Source organism: Corallococcus terminator, assembly GCF_049194865.1.
Taxonomy (GTDB): domain Bacteria; phylum Myxococcota; class Myxococcia; order Myxococcales; family Myxococcaceae; genus Myxococcus; species Myxococcus terminator_A.
The window spans coordinates 203,687-223,257 of record NZ_JBLZWL010000142.1; the positions used below are offsets into that span (position 1 = coordinate 203,687).

Consider the following 19,571-nt stretch of genomic DNA (forward strand, 5'->3'; position numbering starts at 1 on the left):
AGGAGCGCCGCGCCACCCCTCTCGGCCGGGTGCGGGCGCGGCGTAGCATGAATGCGGAGGCCCCTGCCTCGTCCCTAGAGGCAATGCCCCGTTGGAGGCAATTGTCTCGTATATGATGCTTTGGTAGAGGACCGCCGCACGCAGCACCCGCCTTTTTCCCCGCCATCATGGTTTTTTCCGTCCACCACTGGGCCGCGTGGGCTCCCGGACTCGTCGGGCATGACGCCTGGCGCTCCTGGCTCTCGCAGCCCCATCCGCTTCCGGCCGAGGGCGCCCCGCCCTTGACCGAGATGCCGGCGATGATGCGCCGGCGGGTGGACCGGCTGGGTCGCATCGCGCTGCAGGCGGCCTATACGTGCCAGGGGGATGCCCCCCCGCGTCCCATGGTGTTCGCGTCGCGGTACGGGGACATGGGCCGCTCGGTGGAGCTGCTGGAGCAGCTGGCCCAGGCCACCCCGCTGTCGCCCACGTCCTTCAGCCTGTCGGTGCACAACGCCATTGGCGCGCTGTACTCCATCGCCCGGGGTGACCTGACGGCGCAGAGCGCGGTGGCCGCGGGCGCGGAGACGGTGGAGGCGGCCTTCGTTGAGGCGTGCGGGATCCTGTCAGAAGGCGCTCCGGAGGTCCTCGTCGTCGTCTATGACGAGCCCCGCCCCGCTCCCTTCGCGCACTTCCCCGAGCAGGTGTCCCTCCCGCACGCGTGGGCGTGCAGTCTCCGGCCGGCCGGCGCCGGGGCCACCTACCGGCTCACCTGCGGCGCCTCGACGGGCGCGCCGGAGCGGGCCTCCGGGGACGTGCTGCCGGAGGAGCTGTCCGTGCTGCGCTTCCTGGTCTCCGGGGACGAGCACTTCGAGCATCACACCGGCTCCCGGCTCTGGCGGTGGCACCGTGATGCTTGAGCGACTGGAGCGCGGCTGGCGGGTGGTCGCCACGGGCATCTCCTTCGCGACCTTCGGCGTGGGGGGCCTGGCGCTGCGCCTGCTGTTCTTCCCCCTGCTGTCGCTCCTGGTCAGGAACAAGCCCCGCCGCACCCGGCTGGCGCGGCTGGCGGTGCACCACTCGTTCCGCTTCTTCGTCGGGCTGATGCGCTTTTTGGGGTGCCTGGACTACCGCGTCGAGGGCGTGGAGAAGCTGTCGCGCCCCGGGCTGCTCATCCTGGCCAACCACCCGACGCTCATCGACGTCGTGTTCCTCATCTCGCTGGTGCCCAACGCGGACTGCGTGGTCAAGGCGAGCCTGGCGAACAACCCCTTCATGCGCGGCCCCATCGAGGCCACCGGCTACCTCTGCAATGACTCCGGCCCGGAGCTCGTGGCGGCCTGCATCGCGTCCGTGAAGGCGGGCAACAACCTCATCATCTTCCCGGAGGGCACGCGCACGCCGGAGTCCGGCCCCATGAAGCTGCAGCGCGGGGCGGCCAACATCGCGGTGCGGGGGCCCTGCGACATCACCCCGGTCACCATCCAGGTCGCGCCGCTGGCGCTCACCAAGGGGCGGCCGTGGTGGCGTGTGGCGCCCACCCGGATGAAGTTCAACATCATGGTTCGAGACGACATTCGCGTGTCGTCCCTGGTCGAGGAGGCTCACGGAGAGGCCCTCGCCGCCCGCCATCTCACCGAGAGATTGCACGACTACTTCTCCACGGAGACACAACGCCATGCAGGCGCTTGAGCAGGAAATCAAGGAGCTGGTCATCGAGACGCTGAACCTCGAGGACCTCAAGCCGGAGGATATAGATCCGGCCGCGCCGTTGTTCGTCGAGGGCCTGGGGCTCGATTCCATCGATGCCCTGGAACTTGGTCTGGCGCTTCAGAAGGCCTATGGGGTTGCGCTCGCCAGCGACTCCAAGGAAAACCGTCGTCACTTCGCCAGCGTGCGCGCCCTCGCGGACTTCGTGAGCGCCCACCGCAAGTCCTGAGCACCCGCACCACCCATTCGAGGGGGATATGCACATGACCAAGACCCAGCTCTTCGAGAACCTGCGCACGCTCCTGCAGGACACCTTCGACATCGACCCGGCCCGGATTACTCCCGAGGCCCGCCTCCGCGACGACCTGGACATCGACAGCATCGATGCCGTGGACCTGCTCGTGAAGCTCAAGCCCGTGACGGGCAAGCGGCTTCCGCCGGAGGTCTTCAAGTCCGTCCGCACGATTCAGGACGTCGTCGACGCCCTGCACAGCCTGCTCGACGAGTCCGTGGCGGCGTGAAGCTTCTGCGTCCAGCGCTGCTCGGCGTGCTGAGCCTCGCGTATCCGCTGCTGGTGTACTGGGGCCTGGGCCGGTTCGAGCCTCGCTGGATGGCGGTGCCCCTGGTGGGCATGGCCGTCGTGCGGGCCGTCGCCACGCGCGAGCGCGTCTGGCTCGTCACCGCCGCCGGAGCCCTCGTGCTCGCGGGCACCAGCATGCTGGGCAACCACGCCCTGCCGCTGAAGCTCTATCCGGTGCTCGTCAACGCCATGCTGCTCACCGTCTTCGCCACCAGCCTCGCCTACCCGCCCAGCGTCATCGAGCGCTTGGCGCGGCTGCGCGAGCCGGAGCTTCCTGCGTCCGGCGTGGCCTACACGCGGCGGGTGACGCAGGTGTGGTGCGGGTTCTTCGTCGTCAACGGGAGCATCGCGCTGAGCACCGCGCTGTGGGCCAGTGACGCGACGTGGGCGCTGTACAACGGGCTCATCGCCTATGGGCTGATGGGCCTGCTCTTCGCCGGGGAGTGGCTGGTGCGCCGACGCGTGAGGGCAAGCCACGCCCATGGCTGAGCGCATCGCCATCGAACACCTCCTCACCCAAGGACGCCCCGCCGACTTCCCGGTGGCGTTTCGCGAGGGTCAGGTCCTCACCTTCGCGGACCTCGAGGCCCGGGCCGCCGGCTGGCGCGCGGCCTATGAGGGACACGAGGGACAGCGCTTCGCCCTCTACCTCGAGGACACCTTCGAGTTCGCCGCCGCCCTGCTCGGCGCGTGGCACGCGGGCCGGTGCGTCTACCTCCCCTCCGAGGTCCAGCCCACCACGCGGGAGCGCCTGCGGCGCGAGGTGGACGGCTTCGTCGGTCAGATTCCCTCCTCCACCGCGCTCCTGAAGTTCCAGGAGGGCGCGACGAGCCAGGCCTGGACGCCGCTCTCCCCCGAGGCCCAGGCGCTGGTCGTCTACACCTCCGGCTCCAGCGGAGAGCCCGCCGCCATCCCCAAGCGGCTGGGTCAGCTCACCCGGGAGGTGGCCACGCTGGCCGACCTCTTCGACGGCCCGCTTGGACACGGCCGCGTGCTCGCGACGGTGTCCCACCAGCACATCTATGGCCTGCTGTTCCGGGTCCTCTGGCCGCTGACGTCGGGCCGGCCGTTCCTGGCCCGGAGCCTGCCGTACCCCGAGGACATCGTCGCGGAGCTGTCGCACGGGCCCGCCGCGCTCATCGCCAGCCCCGCCCACCTCAAGCGGCTGCCGGACACCCTGGACTGGGCGAGCGTGCGGGGGAACCTGCGCTCGGTGTTCTCCTCGGGGGGGCCCCTGCCTGGCGACGCGCTGCACGCCTGTCGCGGGCTGCTCGGGCAGGCGCCCGTGGAGGTCTACGGCAGCTCGGAGACCGGGGGCATCGCCTGGCGCCAGCGAGACCAAGACGAGGCGCTGAGCTGGAGGACGATGCCCGGCGTGGAGGTCCGCCTGACGGACGACGCCCTGGCGGTCCGATCCCCGCATCTGCCGGACGGAGGCTGGTTGCAGACGGAGGACCGGGCCCGGCTGCTGCCGGAGGGCTTCGAGCTGCTGGGACGCATGGACCGGTTGCTCAAACTGGAGGAGAAGCGGGTCTCCTTGAGCGCCATGGAGCGGGCCCTGCTGGAGAGTGACCTGGTGCGCGAGGCGCGGGTGGTCCCCCTGTCCGAGGGGAACCGCCTGACGCTGGGCGTGGTGGCCGTGCTGGGCCCCACCGGCCGGCACCTCCACGCGGACGGCGGCAAGCACTTCCTGAACCAGGCCATCCGAAAGCATCTGGCTTCCCAGTTCGAGCCTGCTGTCCTTCCGCGTCGATTCCGGTATCTGGAGGCGATGCCAGTCAACTCCCAGGGCAAATCCACCGAGGCCGCGCTCGTCGCCCTCTTCGACTCCCGCCGCCCGCCCCTGCGGGTGCTGGAGCACACCGTGGACCGCGCCGTGCTGAGCGTCGAGACGCCCGCGAGCCTGCCGTACTTCAAGGGCCACTTCCCGGAGAAGGCCATCCTGCCCGGCGTGGCGCAGATTGAATGGGCCCTCCAACTCGGCCGGGAGCTGTTCACCCTCCCGCCCGAGTTCCTCCGCATGGAGGCGGTGAAGTTCCAGCAGCTCATCGTCCCCGGGACGCTCCTCACCCTGGAGCTCACCTGGACGCAGGCCAAGGGCAGCCTCCAGTTCAAGTTCACCTCCGAGGCCGGCACCCACGGGAGCGGCCGCATCGTGCTTGGTGAGGTCCACGGATGAAGGTCTGCGTGGTGATTCCCGTCTACAACCACGGCGAGGCGGTGGGCGCGGTGGTGAACGCCGTGCGCGCGCACGGGCTGCCGTGCCTGCTGGTGGATGACGGCAGCGAGCCGGGCTGCGCGAAGGTGCTGGACACGCTGGCGGAGGCGGACAAGACGGGCATCGAGCTGGTGCGCCTGCCCCAGAACGAGGGCAAGGGCGGCGCGATGATGGCGGGCTTCCGGGCGGCGAAGGCCTCCGGCTTCAGCCACGCGCTGCAGATCGACGCCGACGGCCAGCACGACACGCGCGACATCCCCCGCTTCGTCGAGCTGGCGACCGCGTCCCCCGAGAAGCTCATCTGCGGCACGCCCATCTACGATGAGTCCGTGCCCAAGGGCCGGCTGTACGGCCGCTATGCCACGCACATCTGGGTGTGGATCAACACGCTGTCCCTGGCCATCCGCGACTCGATGTGCGGCTTCCGCGTGTATCCGCTGGCGCCCACGCTCGCGCTCATCGACTCGGTACGAATCGGCAGGCGCATGGACTTCGACGTGGAGGTCATCGTCCGGCTGTACTGGCGCGGCCTGGGCATCCTCAACCAGCCCACCCACGTGCGCTACCCCACCGACGGCATCTCCCACTTCGACGTGCTCTGGGACAACGTGCGCATCTCCCGCATGCACGCCCGGCTCTTCTTCGGGATGCTGCTGCGGCTGCCGCTGCTCTTGTGGCGGAAGGTCTCCGCATGAAGTCGCGGCACTGGGCGGAGATGGGCGAGAGCACCTTCGTGCTCGGCATCTGGCTGTTGTTCTGGGTCCACCGGCTGCTGGGGCGCTGGCCGTTCCGCCTCTGTCTGTACCCGGTGGTCTTCGTGCACTGGCTCGCCCGTCCCGTGGTCCGCCAGGCCTCGCTCCAGTACCTCACGCGGCTGGAGCAGGCCACCGGCGCGCTCGGGCGCAAACCCGGGCGGGGCGACAGCCTGCGCCACATGGTGGCCTTCGCGGAGACGATGCTCGACAAGCTCCTGGCCGTCAGCGGGAGGTACCGCTTCGAGCAGGTCCACACCGAGGGGCGCGAGCAGTTCTACGAGGTGGTGAAGTCGAAGAAGGGCGGCATCATCGTCACCGCGCACATGGGCTGCCTGGAGCTGTGCCGCGCCATGGCGGAGAAGCGCGGCGAGGTGAAGCTCCACATCCTGGTGCACACCCGCCACGCCGAGCAGTTCAACCGCATGCTCAAGCGGCTCAATCCAGACAGCGAGTTCGAGCTGGTGGAAGTCACGGACATGGGCCCGGGGACGGCCGTCGCCCTGGAGAAGTACGTGGCCGCGGGCGAGTTCGTGGTGATTGCCGGGGACCGCGTGCCTGTCACGGCCAGTCAGACGGTGGACGTGGACTTCCTGGGGCACCCGGCCGCCTTCCCGGTGGGCCCCTATGTGCTGGCCTCGCTGTTCAAGTGCCCGCTCTACCTGCTGGGGTGCATCCACGAGAACGGTGGGTACACCATCCATTTCGAGCGCCTGGCCGAGCGAGTCGAGCTCCCCCGGGGCAAGCGCGCGGCCGCGTTGACGGGCCACGCCCAACACTATGCCGAGCGGGTGACTGCGCTGCTGAAGCGCTCTCCATTCGATTGGTTCAACTTCTTTCCCTTTTGGGATCAGGCGAATGCCTCCGCCAGGAATCAAGAATGACCGCGCGGTCCGGTTCGATGGGAGCCGGCTCGCCATTGAAGATGTGTCCTCGCTGTCGCGCCGCGAGCGCGACGCCGAGCTGAGCACTGCCACCGACTTCCAGCGCAGAATCACCCGGGGCGCGGAGTTCCTGGACCGGCTGCTGGCCGAGGATGGGAACATCTACGGCGTGACGACGGGGTACGGAGACTCGTGCACCGTCTCCATTCCGCCCGAGCTGGTCGCCGAGCTGCCCCACCACCTCTACGCCTACCACGGCATCGGCGCGGGACGGTTCCTGACGCCCGAGGAGACGCGCGCGGTGCTGGCGGCGCGGCTGGCCTCGCTGGCCCAGGGCGTGTCGGGCGTGGGGCTGGGGCTGCTCACGCAGCTGGAGCTGCTCTTGCGCCACGACATCCTGCCGCTGATTCCCGCCGAGGGCTCCGTGGGCGCCAGTGGCGACCTCACGCCGCTGTCCTACGTGGCGGCGGTGCTCTGCGGGGAGCGCGAGGTCTGGTACCGAGGGGAGCGTCACGCCGCCGCGGAGGTGCTCGCGAAGCATGGCCTGAAGCCCCTGAAGCTGCGCCCCAAGGAAGGCCTGGCCATCATGAATGGCACGGCGGTGATGACCGCCCTGGCGTGCCTTGCGTGGGAGCGCGCGGAGTACCTGGGGCGGCTGGCCACGCGGCTCACCGCGTTCAACGTGGTGGCGAGCGCCGGCAACGCGCACCACTTCGACGAGGCGTTGTTCGCGCTCAAGCCGCACGTGGGCCAGCAGCGGGTGGCCGCGCGACTGCGCGTGGACCTGGCCACGGACCGGCCGAGCCGCAACGAGCAGCGACTTCAAGATCGCTACTCCCTGCGCTGCGCGCCGCACGTGATTGGCGTGCTCGAGGACGCCCTGCCCTTCTTCCGGGCGCAAATCGAGAACGAGCTGAACAGCGCCAACGACAACCCGCTCATCGACCCCGACAGCGAGCGGGTGCTGCACGGCGGGCACTTCTACGGTGGCCACATCGCGTTCGCCATGGACGGGCTGAAGACCGCGGTGGCCAACGTGGCGGACCTGCTGGACCGGCAGCTCGCGCTGCTGGTGGACACCCGCTACAACCACGGGCTGCCCTCCAACCTCTCCGGCTCCACGGGGCCCCGCGCGGCCATCAACCACGGCCTCAAGGCGGTGCAGATCAGCGTCTCCGCGTGGACGGCGGAGGCCCTCAAGCAGACGATGCCCGCGTCCGTCTTCTCCCGCTCCACCGAGTGCCATAACCAGGACAAGGTGAGCATGGGCACCATCGCCGCGCGCGACTGTCTCCGGGTATTGGAGCTGTCCGAGCAGGTGGTGGCGGCGATGCTCATCGCGGCGCGTCAGGGAGTGGCGCTGCGCGGCCGGATTGCTCAAGAAATGAATCTGGCGCCGTCTCTTGCGTCGATGCAAGCCGACCTGGAGCAGCGAATCCCCCTGGTGGTGGAGGACCGAGCGTTGGACAAGGAGCTGCAAGGGCTGCTGGGGGCCATTCGCGCCCGCGAGTGGGGGCTCTATGAAGCCTGACCTCAGCCATGAAATCGAGCTGTCGCCGCCCTTCCATGACATCGACCTGATGGAGGTCGTCTGGCATGGCCACTACGTGAAGTACCTGGAGCTGGCGCGCTGCGCGCTCCTGGCGAAGTTCGACTACGACTACCCGCAGATGCTGGCGTCCGGCTTCGCCTGGCCCGTCGTGGACATGCGGCTGAAGTACGTGCAGCCGGCGCTCTACGGGAAGGCGCTGAAGATTCGCGCCGAAATCACCGAGTGGGAGAACCGGCTCCGTATCGACTACGTGATTCGAGATGCCGCCACGGGCCGCAAGGTGAACCAGGCCCACACCGTCCAGGTCGCCGTGTCCATGGCCACCAAGGAGCTCCAGTACATCTGTCCGCCGGTGCTCTGGCAGCGGCTGGGGGTGAAGCCCGAATGAAGCGCGCGCTCTTGCTGGGGATGCTGCTGGTGGGTTCGACGGCCAGCGCCGGTGACGACGTCATCGCGGGGGTCCGCGCCCGGCTGGCGGACGTGCCGTTGCTGCGGGGTGACTTCGAGCAGAAGAAGACGGTGTCCGGATTCAAGAAGCCGCTCGTCTCGCGCGGCGCCTTCCTGCTGTCGAAGGAGCAGGGCGTGCTGTGGGACACGCGGGTGCCCTTCGCGTCCACGCTGACGCTGACGCGCAAGTCGCTGAGCGCGGAGCAGGGCACGGGCGCGGCGGCCTATCACCTGGACGCGAGCAAGGAGCCGGGGCTGGCGGCGGTGAACGAGGTGATGTTCGCGCTCCTGTCCGGCGACGTGGCCGCGCTGTCCAAGCGCTTCCACGTCGAGGGCGAGCTGGTGGGCACCGCGGGCTGGAAGCTGACCCTCACGCCCACGGACGCGGGCCTCGCGCGCGTCTTCAAGAGCATCCATCTGGAGGGAGACACGTACGTGCGGCAGGTCAAGCTGGACGAGGCGCGGGGCGACACCAGCGTCATCCAGTTCGACAAGCTGACCCAGACGCCTCCTCCCAGTGACGCGGAAGCAAGACGTCTTGCGAAATAAGGCCGCCCTCCTCTGGCTGTTGGTGGTGCTCGCCGTGGGTGTGCACCAGGTCCAGTTCTGGCGCTCGGCGCGCCTGGACACCGACGTCCTGGCGCTCCTGCCCGAAGACGAGCAGGCCCCCGAGGTGGACGCCGCCACGCGCAAGCTCGCGGACCAGGCGGGCCGGGAGCTGGTGTTGCTGGTGGGCGCGCCGGACTGGGAGTCCGCCCAGCGCGCGGCGGACCTCGTCACGGCGGAGCTGTCCAAGGACGCCTCGCTCTTGAAGCCCTCCGCCCTGGACGCGTCCTCGCTGGATGCGGCGCTGGAGCTGTACCGCCCGTATCGAGACAGGCTGCTGACGCCCGCGCAGCGCACGTGGCTGTCACGGGCGACGGCGGAGGAGCTGGGCGGCACTGCGCTGATGAAGCTGTACCAGCCCGCGGGCCCCCGGCTGACGGACTGGGAAGCGGACCCGCTGGGCCTGTGGCCCGACTGGTGGGCGGCGCGCGCGTCGGAGAGCACCGCGCGTCCGCGTGACGGCCGGCTCTGGTTGTCCGGAGAGGGCCGCGAGTGGGTGCTGCTGGCGTGGCACAGCCAGGTCTCCGCCTTCGCGCTGGGTGCCGACGGCAACATCACCACCGTGGTGGCCCGCGCGCGGGCCGCGGTGACGAGCCAGGTGCCTGGAGGCCGGCTGGTGGCCGCGGGTGTGCCGCTGTACGCGGAGGCCGCCGCGTCGCAGGCGAGCGATGAGATGTCCACCATCGGCATCGGCTCGCTGTTGGCGGTGCTCCTGTTGGTGTGGCTGACGTTCCGCTCGGTGCGCCCCATCGTCCTGGTGGGCGTATCGCTGGGCATCGGCTGCGCGGTGGCGATGAGCGTCACTGCTCTGGTGTTCGAGCGGGTCCATCTGCTCACCCTCGTCTTCGGCTCCAGCCTGGTCGGCGTGGCGGAGGACTACGGCTTCCACTACTTCGCCGCGCGCCAGGGCAAGCCGCCCTCCGAGCGCGGGCCGCTGATGCGCAGCCTGCTGCCCGGCATGGTGCTGGCGCTGCTCACCAGCGTGGTGGCGTACCTGGCGCTGGGCGTGGCGCCCTTCCCCGGCCTGCGGCAGATGGCGCTGTTCTCCGCCACGGGCCTGGTGGGCGCGTTCCTGACGGTGGCCTGCTGGTTCCCGACGCTGGACACCGGCGCGCTCCCCGAGACGGCCTTCGCCCGGCGCTTCGCCGCGTCGCTCACGCGCTGGCCCCGCTTCACTTCCAACCGCGTGTGGTGGGGAGGCACGGCCGCGCTCGTCGTGTTCATCGTCGGCGGGCTGTGGCGCATCCAGACGCGCGACGACGTGCGCCAGCTCCAGGGCGCGCCCGCGCACCTCATCGCCGACCAGCGCGAGCTGGGGCGCCTGTTGGGCCTGCCCAGCCCCGCCCAGTTCTTCCTCGTGAGCGGCCAGGACGAGGAGCAGGTGCTCGCGCGCGAGGCGGTGCTGAAGGCTCGGCTGGACCCGCTCGTGACGGACAAGGTCCTCGCGGGCTACCGCGCGGTGTCGGACTGGCTTCCCAGCGCGGAGCAGCAGCGCGCGGACGCGAAGCTGAGCGCCACCGCGGAGGCCCAGGCGGTGGCCGCCGTGGCCCAGGCCACCGGTGAGGCGCCCACCCGCGCTCGCTTCGCGGACGACGTGCTCACCCCCGAGCGACTGCTCGCCAGTCCCGCGTCGGCGGCCATCCGGCAGCAGTGGCTGGGACGCCTGGGGGAGAAGCACTTCAGCATCGTCATGCTGCGCGGGCTGAATGACCCGTCGGTCCTGCCGCGCATCGCCGACACCGCCCAGGGGCTGGAGGGCGTGCGGTGGGTGGACAAGACGCACGAGATTTCACGGATGCTGGAGCGCTACCGCCGGCTCATGGGCGGGCTCATCCTGCTGGGTTATGTCGCAGTGCTGTTGATGCTCGTGGCGCGCTTCCGGCGCGAGGCGTGGCGGGCCTGGCTTCCCACGGTGGTGGGCACGCTCGTCACGCTGGCGGTGTTCGGCTGGGTGGGCGAGCCGCTCCAGCTCTTCAGCGTGCTGGGCCTCATGCTGCTCCTGGGCATGGGCGTGGACTACGGAATCTTCATGCTGGAACACCCCGGAGAGGGCTCCGCATGGCTCGCGGTGGCGCTCGCCGGCGTGAGCACCCTCCTGTCTTTCGGTCTCCTGGGGCTCTCGGCCACTCCGGCCCTGCGCTCCTTCGGTCTCACCATGCTACTGGGCGAAGTCACCATCTGGTTGCTCACGCCCTGTTGCAGACTGCCTCCTGGCAAGGACGTGTCGTGAAGGTAGAAAAAACAGAAGTCGTCATCATTGGTGCGGGTCCCTCGGGTTCCGTGGCCGCGGGGCTTCTGCGCAAGCAGGGCCGTCAGGTGTTGATCCTGGAGCGCGAGCAGTTCCCTCGCTTCTCCATCGGAGAGAGCCTGCTGCCGCAGAGCATGGAGTACATCGAGGAAGCGGGGATGATCCGCGACGTCGTCGAGGCGGGCTTCCAGCACAAGAACGGAGCGGCCTTCGCGCGCGGCGAGCGGTACACGGACTTCGACTTCCGCGACAAGTTCTCCAAGGGCTGGGGCACCACGTACCAGGTGCAGCGCGGGACGTTCGACCACGTGCTGGCGCTCGCCGCCGAGCGCATGGGCGCCACCCTGCGCTTCCGCCACACCGTCGAGTCCGTGGACGTCACCGGCGCGGAGCCGGAGCTCACGGTGCGCTCGCCCGAGGGTGAGACGTACCGCGTGCAGGCGCGCTTCCTGCTCGACGCCAGCGGCTTCGGCCGCGTGCTGCCCCGGCTGCTGGATTTGGAGACGCCGTCGAACTTTCCGGTGCGCGGCGCCCTCTTCACGCACGTGGAGGACCGGGTGCCGTCCGGCGGCAACTTCGACCGCAGCAAGATTCGCGTCACCGTGCACCCTCAGCACGTGCACGTCTGGTACTGGACCATCCCCTTCTCCAACGGGCGCTGCTCGCTGGGTGTGGTGGCCAAGCGCGAGTACCTGGAGCAGTTCCAGGGCACGGAGACCGAGCGGCTCAAGGCCATCGTCGGCGAGGACCCGTCCCTGTCGAGGCTCTTGAAGGACGCGGTCTGGGACACGCCCGCGCGCAGCATCACCGGCTACGCGGCGAACGTGAAGTCGCTGTGGGGCAACGGGTTCGCGCTGCTGGGCAACGCGGGCGAGTTCCTGGACCCGGTGTTCTCCTCGGGCGTCACCATCGCCGTGAAGTCCGCGAGCCTCGCGGCGAAGTGCATCGGCCGGGTGTTCGCCGGGGAGACGGTGGACTGGGAGCGCGACTACGCGGTGCCGCTCAAGGCCGGCGTGGACACGTTCCGCACCTTCGTCGAGTCCTGGTACGCCGGTGGCTTCCAGGACATCATCTTCCACCCCAACGCGTCCCCCGAGGTGCGTCGGATGATCTCCGCCATCCTGGCCGGCTACGCCTGGGACAAGGAGAATCCCTTCGTGGCCGACAGCCGACGTCGGCTCGGTGTGCTCGAGAAGCTGTGCGCCGCCTGATTCACATCGTCGCCCTGTCGGGGCTCATCGCCTGCGTCACTCCGCCTCCTCGGCGGGTGGCGCCGGAGGTGGCCCTGCCCATGCTTTCGCTGGCCCCGGCCTCGTTCGGAGCCAGCGTGAGCTTGTCGCAGCGCCTGAGCTTCGCGCACGACGCGGACCCGGGCGGTCCCCGCTCGCTGGAGGCGCTCGTCGAAATCGACGCCGAGTCGCTCCAGCTCGCGGGCTTCGCCCTGGGTCATCGGGTCTTCACCATGCAGTGGGACGGCGCGAAGCTGGACGAGCAGCGCGACGCGCGCGTGCCCGAGCAGTTCCAGTCGCGCACCGTGCTGCGGGACATCCAGCTCGTCTACTGGCCGGCCGCCTCGGTGCGTGCCGCCCTGCCGCCGGACTGGACGCTGGAGGATGCACCGGGTCTGCGCGTGCTGCGCCACGCGGGCAAGGACTGGCTCACGGTGCGCTATGATGAAGATCCGCGCTGGGCGGGCCGCGCGGAGCTGGTCAACCTGGCGGAGCACTACCGGCTGACCATCGAGTCACGCCCCTCGGAGGAATGAGCCCATGATTCCGCCGGTCTTCTTGAATCAACTCGGTCTGGTGTGCGCCCTGGGACAGGGCCTGCTCGAGGTGGCCACCGCCCTCTTCGGCGACAGGCCCACGGGCGTGTCCGAGCGCTTCGACTTCGCGGACCGCCCGCTCCACGTGGGCTACGTCACCAAGCCGCTCGTCCCCACGGATGAGCTGCCGGTGCCGCTGCGCAGCCGGAACAACGCGCTCTTGCTCACCGCGCTCGCCCAGGTGCGTCCCGCCGTGGACGACGCCCTGCGACGCTATGGCCCGGAGCGCGTGGCCGTCGTCCTGGGCACCAGCACCTCTGGCATCGGCGAGAGCGAGGCCGCCATCGTCGCGCGCGCGAAGACGGGCCAACTCCCAGCGACCTTCGATGTCCGACAACAAGAATTGGGCTCACCGGCCCTGGCGCTCAACCACGTGCTGGGCGTGCAGGGACCCTCGTTCGTCATCTCCACCGCGTGCTCGTCCAGCGCCAAGGCCCTCGCCACCGCCGCGCGGCTGCTTCGCTCGGGCGCCGCGGACGCCGTCATCACCGGTGGCGCGGACGCGCTGTGCCGCTTCACGATTGCGGGCTTCACGTCGCTCGACTCGGTGAGCGACGCGCGCTGCAACCCGATGAGCGTCCATCGCCGGGGCATCAACATCGGCGAGGGCGCGGCCTTGTTCCTGATGACGCGCGAGCCGGGGCCGGTGCGGCTCGCGGGCTGGGGTGAGTCCTCGGACGCGCACCACCTCTCCGCGCCCGAGCCCGGAGGCCGGGGCGCGCTCATCGCCATGCGCACGGCCCTGGAGCGCGCGGGCATCACCCCGGCCGACGTGGGCTACGTCAACCTGCACGGCACCGCGACGCCGCAGAACGACGCCATGGAGAGCCGGGCGGTGAGCGCGCTGCTCGGGGGCAACGTGCCGTGCAGCTCCACCAAGCCGCTCACGGGGCACACGCTCGGGGCAGCCGGGGCGCTGGAGGCCGCGCTGTGCTGGCTGACCCTCACTGACGACGCCCGCGGGCGCCTGCCTCCGCACTGGTGGGATGGCGAGGCGGACCCGTCCCTGCCGGCCCTGTCCCTGGTGAAGCCCGGGGAGGCGCTGGGGCGTCCGCCGCGCTATGTCCTGAGCAACTCGTTCGCCTTTGGCGGCAGCAACGCCGCCCTCATCCTGGGAAGGGCCTGATGCGCACGCCCATTGCCTTCGACATCTCCGAGATTGTTCCCCATGCGGACCGCATGCGGCTGATTGACCGCGCGGTGGAGGGCGACGAGGAGAGCCTCGTGGCCGAGGTGACGCTGCGCGAGGACTGCCTGTTCCAGGAGTCCGGCGCGGTGGGCGGCTGGGTGGGCATCGAGTTCATGGCCCAGGCCATCGCGGCCTACGCGGGCTGGCGTCAGCGGATGCAGGGCGAGACGCAGCGCATGGGCTTCCTGTTGGGGACGCGGAAGTATGAGTGCAGCCGCCCTTCGTTCAAGGTGGGCGAGCACCTGCGCATCGAGGTCCGCCGGCAATTCTGGACGGACAACGGGATGAGCCAGTTCGACTGTACTCTCGGGATTGGTGGCGAGACGGTGGCCACGGCCGCGCTGACGGTGTTCCAGCCCCCGGCCTCCCTGGACGTGATGAAGGCGGGCACGGATGAGTGAGAAGACGGTGCTGGTGACGGGCTCCAGCCGAGGCATCGGCCGCGCCGTGGCGCTGCGGTTGGCGCTCGACGGGTTCGACGTCGTGGTGCACTGCCGCGCGAGAATCGAAGAGGCCGAGGTGGTGGCCGCCCAGGTCCGCGAGCTGGGCCGGACCGCCCGCGTGCTGCGCTTCGACGTGGCGGACCGCGCGGAGACGGAGAAGGCGCTGCTCGCCGACATCGAGGCGCACGGCTGCTACTACGGCGTGGTGTGCAACGCGGGCATCGCCCGGGACAACGCCTTCCCCGCGATGCCGCCCGAGGACTGGGACGCGGTCATCCACACCAACCTGGACGCCTTCTACAACGTGCTCAACCCCCTCTCCATGCCGATGGTCCGTCGGCGCAAGCCGGGGCGCATCGTCACGCTGTCCTCCGTCTCCGGGCTCACCGGCAACCGGGGCCAGGTGAACTACAGCGCGGCGAAGGCCGGCATCATCGGAGCCACCAAGGCGCTGGCGGTGGAGCTGGCGAGCCGGGGCATCACCGTGAACTGCGTGGCGCCCGGGTTGATTGACACGGAGATGGTGGAGCCGCACATCGTGGAGGAGGCGCTGAAGTTGATTCCGGCGAAGCGCCTGGGAAGGCCGGAGGAGGTCGCCGCCGCGGTGAGCTTCCTGATGAGCGAGGACGCGGGCTATGTCACGCGGCAGGTCATCTCCGTGAATGGGGGGCTGTTCGGATGAGGCGTGTCGTCGTCACGGGATTTGGAGCCCTCAGCCCCCTGGGCCACGACTGGCCGCAGGTGGAGGCGCGGCTGAAGTCGCTGCGCAACGCGGTGCAGGTCATCGAGGACTGGAAGCAGTACGAGGGGCTGAACACGCAGGTGGGAGCCCCCGCCGCGCCCTTCGAGCTGCCGCCGCAGACCTACTCGCGCAAGACGATGCGGGGCATGGGCCGGGTGGCGCTGCTGGCCACGCGCGCCAGTGAGTTGGCCCTCGTGGACGCCGGGCTCCTGGGAGACCCGCTGCTGTCGAGCGGGAAGATGGGCGTGTCCTACGGCTCGTCCACGGGCTCGCCGCCGAGCATCGGTGACTTCGGCCGGATGCTGGTGGCCAAGAGCACCGAGGGCATCACCGCCACGTCCTACGTGCGGTCCATGTCCCATACCGCCGCCGTCAACATCGGCGTCTTCTTCGGCCTCACGGGCCGAATCATCACCACGTCGAGCGCGTGCACGTCCGGGAGCCAGGGCATCGGGTACGCGTACGAGGCCATCAAGATGGGCCGGCAGGTGGCGATGCTCGCGGGCGGCGCCGAGGAGCTGGATGCCACCGGGGCCGCCGTGTTCGACACCCTGTTCGCCACCAGCACGAAGAACAACGCGTCGCCTGAGCTGACGCCCCGGCCCTTCCACGCGCAGCGCGACGGCCTGGTCCTCGGTGAGGGCGCCTGCACGCTGGTGCTGGAGGAGTTGGAGCACGCCAGGGCCCGAGGCGCGCGCATCTACGCGGAGCTGGTCGGCTACGGCACGAACAGCGACGGGCGCCACATCACCCAGCCTCACGCGGAGACCATGGCCCAGGCCATGCGCCTGTCGCTGGAGGACGCGGGCCTGGAGCCGGGCGTGGTGGAGTACGTGAATGCCCACGGCACGGCCACCGACACGGGCGACGTGGCGGAGACCACGGCGACGCAGCGAGTCTTTGGAGAGCGGATGCCCATCTCCTCACTCAAGAGCTACATGGGCCACACCCTGGGGGCCTGTGGGGCGCTGGAGGCGTGGATGACCATCGAGATGATGCGCTCGGGCTGGTTCGCCCCGACGCTGCACCTGGACGCGGCCTCGGTGGATGCCCGCTGCGCTCCGCTGGACTATCTGATGGGAGATGGTCGAAGAATCCAGACCGAGGTCGTCATGACCAATAACTTCGCCTTCGGCGGCATCAACACCTCGTTGATCTTCCGCCGGTGGCAGTGACGGAGAAACCCATGAAGAAGGCAATGCTGCTGTCGCTGCTCGCACTCACCGTCTCCAGCCCGGCGCTGGCGCGCGACACCGTGACGATGATTCGGCTCGCCGACGTGCTGTCGATGCCGCAGGCCGAGCAGAAGCTGGACGGCACGGTGAAGTTCTACCTGGCCGGCGCGAAGACGCCCGAAGTCACCAAGGAGCTGGGCGAGGACGTCTCCAACAAGAAGACCAGCGGCGTGGGCAAGTCCGACGAGGAGGGCTGCAAGTGGGCCATCCTGTCCGCGCTGATTTCGCTGCAGGAAGGCGCCCAGAAGCGCGGCGCCAACGCCGTGGTCAACATCGTCAGCTTCTACAAGAAGAACGAGCTGCAGAACGCGACGGAAATCGAGTGCCACGCGGGCACCTTCGCCGTCGGCGTGACGCTCAAGGGCACCTACGCGAAGGTCGCGAGCAAGAAGTAGCTGAGCGCTGTCGCCGGGCCGATGACGCGAGGACGCCTCGCGTCATCCCCGGCCCTCTGGGGTGTCACCTACCCAGGTCTCCAAATCCTGACGCGTCTCGCTGACAGGCCTGTCATCCTGGATGGGCCGTCATTCGCGAGTCATTGGGTGTCTGGGTTAGGCTTTCGACCCGTGACGCCTTACACGATGCTGCATCTGGCGCTGGCGGGGGCGTTCTTCGTGCTCGCGCTGGTGCATTTCGCGACCTGGGCCGCGGTGCGTTCCCAACGCGTGCAGCTGTGGCTCGCGACGAGCTTCCTGAGCTTCGCCGCGCTCAGCCTGTCCACGGGGGCCACGCACCACGAGGTCGGCTGGATGTTCGTGGACACGCGTCCGTGGCTGTTGCTGGGCGCGCTGTGCTCCATTCCCCTGCCCTACACGCTGCTGCGAGTCCTCTGGGCCTTGCTGGACGTTCCCCTGACGCGCACGCGGCGGGTGCTGCTGGGCGTGGCGGTGGCCTTTGGAGCGGTGCGCGTCGCGGACGTGCTCGGGTCCGTGCTGGCGACGTCGGGGCCTCGGATGACGACCGAGGAGCTGGCGCACGCGACGGTGGGCCTGGGGCTGCCGATGTTCTGGCTGCTGGCGGTGACGGTGGGCGGCACCTGGGCCGTGGAGGCGGCGAGGACGCTGAAGCGCCGGGGCGCCATGGCGGCGGCGGTGCTCGTGGCCGCCCTGCTCGCGCTGGGCATCCTGGGGCGTGAGCTGGCGGTGGACGCGGGTTGGATGACGGGGCCGCCGCTGTTCGCGCTCGTGGGGCTGCCGTTCCTGCTGCTGGCGTCCACGTCACTCGCCATTCTTACCGCGCGCTCCTTGAGGGGCGCGGACCTGGGCACGGGCATCCACCGCTACCGGCGGCTCGCGCGCCTGGGACGAGGAGGCATGGGTGAGGTCTGGCTGGCGGTGCGCACGGGGCGCGCCGGGTTCAACCGGCTGGTGGTGCTCAAGCGGATGGTCGATGAGGACAGCGAGGACCCGGCTGTCCGGCTCCACCGCTTCATCGGCGAGGCTCGCACGGCCGCGCGACTGCACCATCCGAACATCGTGTCCGTTCACGACTTGGGACAGGTGGACGGCGCGTGGTTCATCGTCATGGAGTACCTGAGCGGGGTGAATGCGCTGAAGCTCGCGCGGCTGGTGCGGCGCGGTGGCGAGGTGCCCCTCGAAGTCGTGGTGGAGCTCTGCCTGCAGTCATTGAAGGGGCTGGCCTACGCACACGAGCGAGGCGTCATCCACCGCGACATCAGCGCGGACAACCTGGTGGTGACGTTCGACGGGGTGGTGAAGGTCGTCGACTTCGGCATCGCGCACGGAGTGGGCAGTCCGCAGGAGCACCTGGCCGCGCGCTCGACGGCGTCCCTGCCTTCCGTGAGTCGACTCACCCAGGCGGGCGATGTCATCGGCAAGCTCGCGTACATGCCGCCGGAGCGCAGGGCGGGCGCGGAGGCGACGACGTCGGGTGACATCTACGCGCTCGGTTGTGTTCTCCATGAGCTGCTGTGGGGAGACCTTCCCGGCATCGGCCTGAGCTTGCAGCAGCGAGCGCGCTGGGAGGGCCCGGAGGCGCCCGAGGTGAATCGGATGCTCCGTGGAATCGTGGAGAAGGCGTTGCACCTGACACCCGCACGGAGGTTCTCGGACGCGAGGGAGCTGGAGCAGGCCCTGCTCCCCGTGCGACAGGCGCTGCCTACCGTCGACCTCGCGAGCTGGCTGCGAGAGAACTACTCCGAGCGATGGTCGCATGAGCGCGAGCTGTCCGAGCTGAGCGACCCTACGCCCGAAGAGGTTCAAGCCCTTCTGTCCCGAGAGCCAGCTTCCGTGCCCGCCGAGCTGGCACCCACCCAGCTCGTCGCGCAGAAGGAGGAGCCGCCCGAGGAGGCGACCCGGCGCCTCCGGGGCCCGCGCTGAGCCACCGAAGGCGCCGAGGGAGGTGAACTGACGGCTAGAGCAGCTTCGTCAACGTCATCGTCGCCGGGCCAGTAATGCCGGCGAGCCCCTCGTCGGAGCTACAGGCATCCAGGTCCGTCTGTGCCAGCGTGAAGGTCCGGACCACCGTGGCGCCCGCGAATTTTCCGGACACGACCGTTCCCTCCTGCACCAACACGACGGCGAGCCCTTCCACGCGGGTGTTGACCTGCATATGGGAAAACGTCGATGTCTCTCCGGTGTTCCAGGTCACCGAGGACATGGTGGGGATGATGAACAGCAGGTCCAGGCAGGAGTTCTGCGGCCTGAACGTCGAGGAGAAGCCGGTCGCCGAAGTCAGTCCGGCTGGCCCTCCCAAACAGGTGGTGTGGGTTTGCGTCGTGGTCACCGTCATGGCCTGCGGTGTGTTCTTGAGAGGCGGCGAGTAGGTCACCACGTTGGTACCAATGAGACACGTGACGAGCATCAGCTTCTGCTCTGTCGTCCCGACCTCTTGAGGCCCAGTCCCGGGATTCATTTCGGACTCGGGCACGCCACATGACGCCAGATTGAAACCCAGGATGACCAGGACCGCGCTCCGCATCGCACGAAACAAAGACATATCAGCCTCCAGGTGAGGTTCTTTTCGTAACGAATCACTCACACCCGCTCAACGGGCGGGGGCCGAGGTGTCCGAGGCAGGTCATCCGCGTTGACCCTTCGTACAAGGGCCGCGGAGCTCCCGCCCCGCAGCGCAAATCCCCTGCGGGCTGCCCCGAGGCGAAGAATTCCGGCGTTTCGCGTTCGATTCCTCTGCGAGGGCCC

At 69.4% G+C, this 19,571-nt stretch carries 21 protein-coding genes; 20 read left to right on the top strand and 1 reads right to left on the bottom strand.

Translation table 11 applies throughout. The features are described from left to right. The first annotated feature begins 167 nt into the window (after positions 1–167). The 20 genes from ACN469_RS42405 (at position 168) to ACN469_RS42500 (ending at position 18,749) form a co-directional block, all read left to right on the top strand. Positions 168–899, top strand: a complete 732-nt coding sequence (locus ACN469_RS42405) for a beta-ketoacyl synthase chain length factor (protein ID WP_498777908.1) — start codon at positions 168–170, stop codon at positions 897–899. Then, the gene (locus ACN469_RS42410) at positions 892–1,671 is read left to right on the top strand and encodes a lysophospholipid acyltransferase family protein (RefSeq protein ID WP_498777910.1); all 780 of its coding nucleotides are present in this window, start codon (positions 892–894) and stop codon (positions 1,669–1,671) included. The genes ACN469_RS42405 and ACN469_RS42410 overlap by 8 nt, the downstream gene beginning before the upstream one ends. Continuing rightward, the gene (locus tag ACN469_RS42415) at positions 1,658–1,918 is read left to right on the top strand and encodes a phosphopantetheine-binding protein (protein ID WP_498777912.1); all 261 of its coding nucleotides are present in this window, start codon (positions 1,658–1,660) and stop codon (positions 1,916–1,918) included. Before ACN469_RS42410 ends, ACN469_RS42415 begins: the two co-directional genes overlap by 14 nt. Before the next feature lie 34 nt (positions 1,919–1,952). Continuing rightward, positions 1,953–2,210 (top strand): acyl carrier protein, encoded by a 258-nt coding sequence (locus ACN469_RS42420; protein WP_141640876.1) that lies wholly within the window; start codon positions 1,953–1,955, stop codon positions 2,208–2,210. Beyond that, on the top strand, positions 2,207–2,758 hold the full coding sequence (locus ACN469_RS42425; protein ID WP_498777914.1) for a COG4648 family protein: 552 nt from the start codon (positions 2,207–2,209) through the stop codon (positions 2,756–2,758). The genes ACN469_RS42420 and ACN469_RS42425 overlap by 4 nt, the downstream gene beginning before the upstream one ends. Then, entirely contained in the window at positions 2,751–4,448 is a 1,698-nt protein-coding gene (locus tag ACN469_RS42430; RefSeq protein WP_498777915.1) for an ApeI family dehydratase, read from the top strand. Before ACN469_RS42425 ends, ACN469_RS42430 begins: the two co-directional genes overlap by 8 nt. Continuing rightward, on the top strand, positions 4,445–5,182 hold the full coding sequence (locus ACN469_RS42435) for a glycosyltransferase family 2 protein (RefSeq protein ID WP_498777917.1): 738 nt from the start codon (positions 4,445–4,447) through the stop codon (positions 5,180–5,182). The genes ACN469_RS42430 and ACN469_RS42435 overlap by 4 nt, the downstream gene beginning before the upstream one ends. Continuing rightward, complete coding sequence (locus ACN469_RS42440; RefSeq protein ID WP_498777919.1) at positions 5,179–6,123, top strand: lysophospholipid acyltransferase family protein; 945 nt, start codon at positions 5,179–5,181, stop codon at positions 6,121–6,123. The genes ACN469_RS42435 and ACN469_RS42440 overlap by 4 nt, the downstream gene beginning before the upstream one ends. After that, a complete protein-coding gene (locus ACN469_RS42445) occupies positions 6,098–7,654 on the top strand; it encodes an HAL/PAL/TAL family ammonia-lyase (RefSeq protein ID WP_498777921.1) in 1,557 nt (518 codons plus the stop codon). Before ACN469_RS42440 ends, ACN469_RS42445 begins: the two co-directional genes overlap by 26 nt. Continuing rightward, positions 7,644–8,063, top strand: a complete 420-nt coding sequence (locus tag ACN469_RS42450) for an acyl-CoA thioesterase (RefSeq protein ID WP_498777923.1) — start codon at positions 7,644–7,646, stop codon at positions 8,061–8,063. The genes ACN469_RS42445 and ACN469_RS42450 overlap by 11 nt, the downstream gene beginning before the upstream one ends. Next, the gene (locus ACN469_RS42455; RefSeq protein WP_498777925.1) at positions 8,060–8,671 is read left to right on the top strand and encodes a LolA family protein; all 612 of its coding nucleotides are present in this window, start codon (positions 8,060–8,062) and stop codon (positions 8,669–8,671) included. Before ACN469_RS42450 ends, ACN469_RS42455 begins: the two co-directional genes overlap by 4 nt. Continuing rightward, complete coding sequence (locus ACN469_RS42460; protein ID WP_498777926.1) at positions 8,661–10,958, top strand: MMPL family transporter; 2,298 nt, start codon at positions 8,661–8,663, stop codon at positions 10,956–10,958. Before ACN469_RS42455 ends, ACN469_RS42460 begins: the two co-directional genes overlap by 11 nt. Continuing rightward, positions 10,955–12,187: an NAD(P)/FAD-dependent oxidoreductase gene (locus tag ACN469_RS42465; protein WP_498777928.1), complete on the top strand. Its 1,233-nt coding sequence runs from the start codon at positions 10,955–10,957 to the stop codon at positions 12,185–12,187. Before ACN469_RS42460 ends, ACN469_RS42465 begins: the two co-directional genes overlap by 4 nt. Next, positions 12,175–12,741, top strand: a complete 567-nt coding sequence (locus ACN469_RS42470) for a DUF3261 domain-containing protein (RefSeq protein WP_498777930.1) — start codon at positions 12,175–12,177, stop codon at positions 12,739–12,741. Before ACN469_RS42465 ends, ACN469_RS42470 begins: the two co-directional genes overlap by 13 nt. A 4-nt stretch (positions 12,742–12,745) precedes the next feature. Next, positions 12,746–13,927, top strand: coding sequence for a beta-ketoacyl-[acyl-carrier-protein] synthase family protein (locus ACN469_RS42475; protein ID WP_498777932.1), 1,182 nt, complete (start codon positions 12,746–12,748; stop codon positions 13,925–13,927). Continuing rightward, complete coding sequence (locus ACN469_RS42480) at positions 13,927–14,391, top strand: hotdog family protein (RefSeq protein WP_498777934.1); 465 nt, start codon at positions 13,927–13,929, stop codon at positions 14,389–14,391. Before ACN469_RS42475 ends, ACN469_RS42480 begins: the two co-directional genes overlap by 1 nt. After that, positions 14,384–15,115 (top strand): 3-oxoacyl-ACP reductase FabG, encoded by a 732-nt coding sequence (gene fabG, locus ACN469_RS42485; RefSeq protein WP_498777936.1) that lies wholly within the window; start codon positions 14,384–14,386, stop codon positions 15,113–15,115. The genes ACN469_RS42480 and fabG overlap by 8 nt, the downstream gene beginning before the upstream one ends. Then, positions 15,112–16,350, top strand: a complete 1,239-nt coding sequence (locus ACN469_RS42490; RefSeq protein WP_498777938.1) for a beta-ketoacyl-ACP synthase — start codon at positions 15,112–15,114, stop codon at positions 16,348–16,350. Before fabG ends, ACN469_RS42490 begins: the two co-directional genes overlap by 4 nt. Positions 16,351–16,361: 11 nt before the next feature. Continuing rightward, on the top strand, positions 16,362–16,805 hold the full coding sequence (locus ACN469_RS42495) for an excinuclease ATPase subunit (RefSeq protein ID WP_498777940.1): 444 nt from the start codon (positions 16,362–16,364) through the stop codon (positions 16,803–16,805). Positions 16,806–16,976: 171 nt separating this feature from the next. After that, positions 16,977–18,749, top strand: coding sequence for a serine/threonine-protein kinase (locus ACN469_RS42500; protein ID WP_498777942.1), 1,773 nt, complete (start codon positions 16,977–16,979; stop codon positions 18,747–18,749). A gap of 34 nt (positions 18,750–18,783) precedes the next feature. On the opposite strand, the gene ACN469_RS42505 is transcribed toward ACN469_RS42500, so the two are convergent. Next, positions 18,784–19,368: a hypothetical protein gene (locus ACN469_RS42505; protein WP_498777944.1), complete on the bottom strand. Its 585-nt coding sequence runs from the start codon at positions 19,366–19,368 to the stop codon at positions 18,784–18,786. Between the last annotated feature and the right edge of the window lie 203 nt (positions 19,369–19,571).

Coding starts and splice junctions, on each gene's coding strand:
- ACN469_RS42405 (WP_498777908.1), top strand. CDS start 168: ATGGTTTTTTCCGTCCACCACTGGGCCGCGTGGGCTCCCGGACTCGTC.
- ACN469_RS42410 (WP_498777910.1), top strand. CDS start 892: ATGCTTGAGCGACTGGAGCGCGGCTGGCGGGTGGTCGCCACGGGCATC.
- ACN469_RS42415 (WP_498777912.1), top strand. CDS start 1,658: ATGCAGGCGCTTGAGCAGGAAATCAAGGAGCTGGTCATCGAGACGCTG.
- ACN469_RS42420 (WP_141640876.1), top strand. CDS start 1,953: ATGACCAAGACCCAGCTCTTCGAGAACCTGCGCACGCTCCTGCAGGAC.
- ACN469_RS42430 (WP_498777915.1), top strand. CDS start 2,751: ATGGCTGAGCGCATCGCCATCGAACACCTCCTCACCCAAGGACGCCCC.
- ACN469_RS42435 (WP_498777917.1), top strand. CDS start 4,445: ATGAAGGTCTGCGTGGTGATTCCCGTCTACAACCACGGCGAGGCGGTG.
- ACN469_RS42440 (WP_498777919.1), top strand. CDS start 5,179: ATGAAGTCGCGGCACTGGGCGGAGATGGGCGAGAGCACCTTCGTGCTC.
- ACN469_RS42445 (WP_498777921.1), top strand. CDS start 6,098: ATGCCTCCGCCAGGAATCAAGAATGACCGCGCGGTCCGGTTCGATGGG.
- ACN469_RS42450 (WP_498777923.1), top strand. CDS start 7,644: ATGAAGCCTGACCTCAGCCATGAAATCGAGCTGTCGCCGCCCTTCCAT.
- ACN469_RS42455 (WP_498777925.1), top strand. CDS start 8,060: ATGAAGCGCGCGCTCTTGCTGGGGATGCTGCTGGTGGGTTCGACGGCC.
- ACN469_RS42475 (WP_498777932.1), top strand. CDS start 12,746: ATGATTCCGCCGGTCTTCTTGAATCAACTCGGTCTGGTGTGCGCCCTG.
- ACN469_RS42480 (WP_498777934.1), top strand. CDS start 13,927: ATGCGCACGCCCATTGCCTTCGACATCTCCGAGATTGTTCCCCATGCG.
- fabG (WP_498777936.1), top strand. CDS start 14,384: ATGAGTGAGAAGACGGTGCTGGTGACGGGCTCCAGCCGAGGCATCGGC.
- ACN469_RS42490 (WP_498777938.1), top strand. CDS start 15,112: ATGAGGCGTGTCGTCGTCACGGGATTTGGAGCCCTCAGCCCCCTGGGC.
- ACN469_RS42495 (WP_498777940.1), top strand. CDS start 16,362: ATGAAGAAGGCAATGCTGCTGTCGCTGCTCGCACTCACCGTCTCCAGC.
- ACN469_RS42505 (WP_498777944.1), bottom strand. CDS start 19,368: ATGTCTTTGTTTCGTGCGATGCGGAGCGCGGTCCTGGTCATCCTGGGT.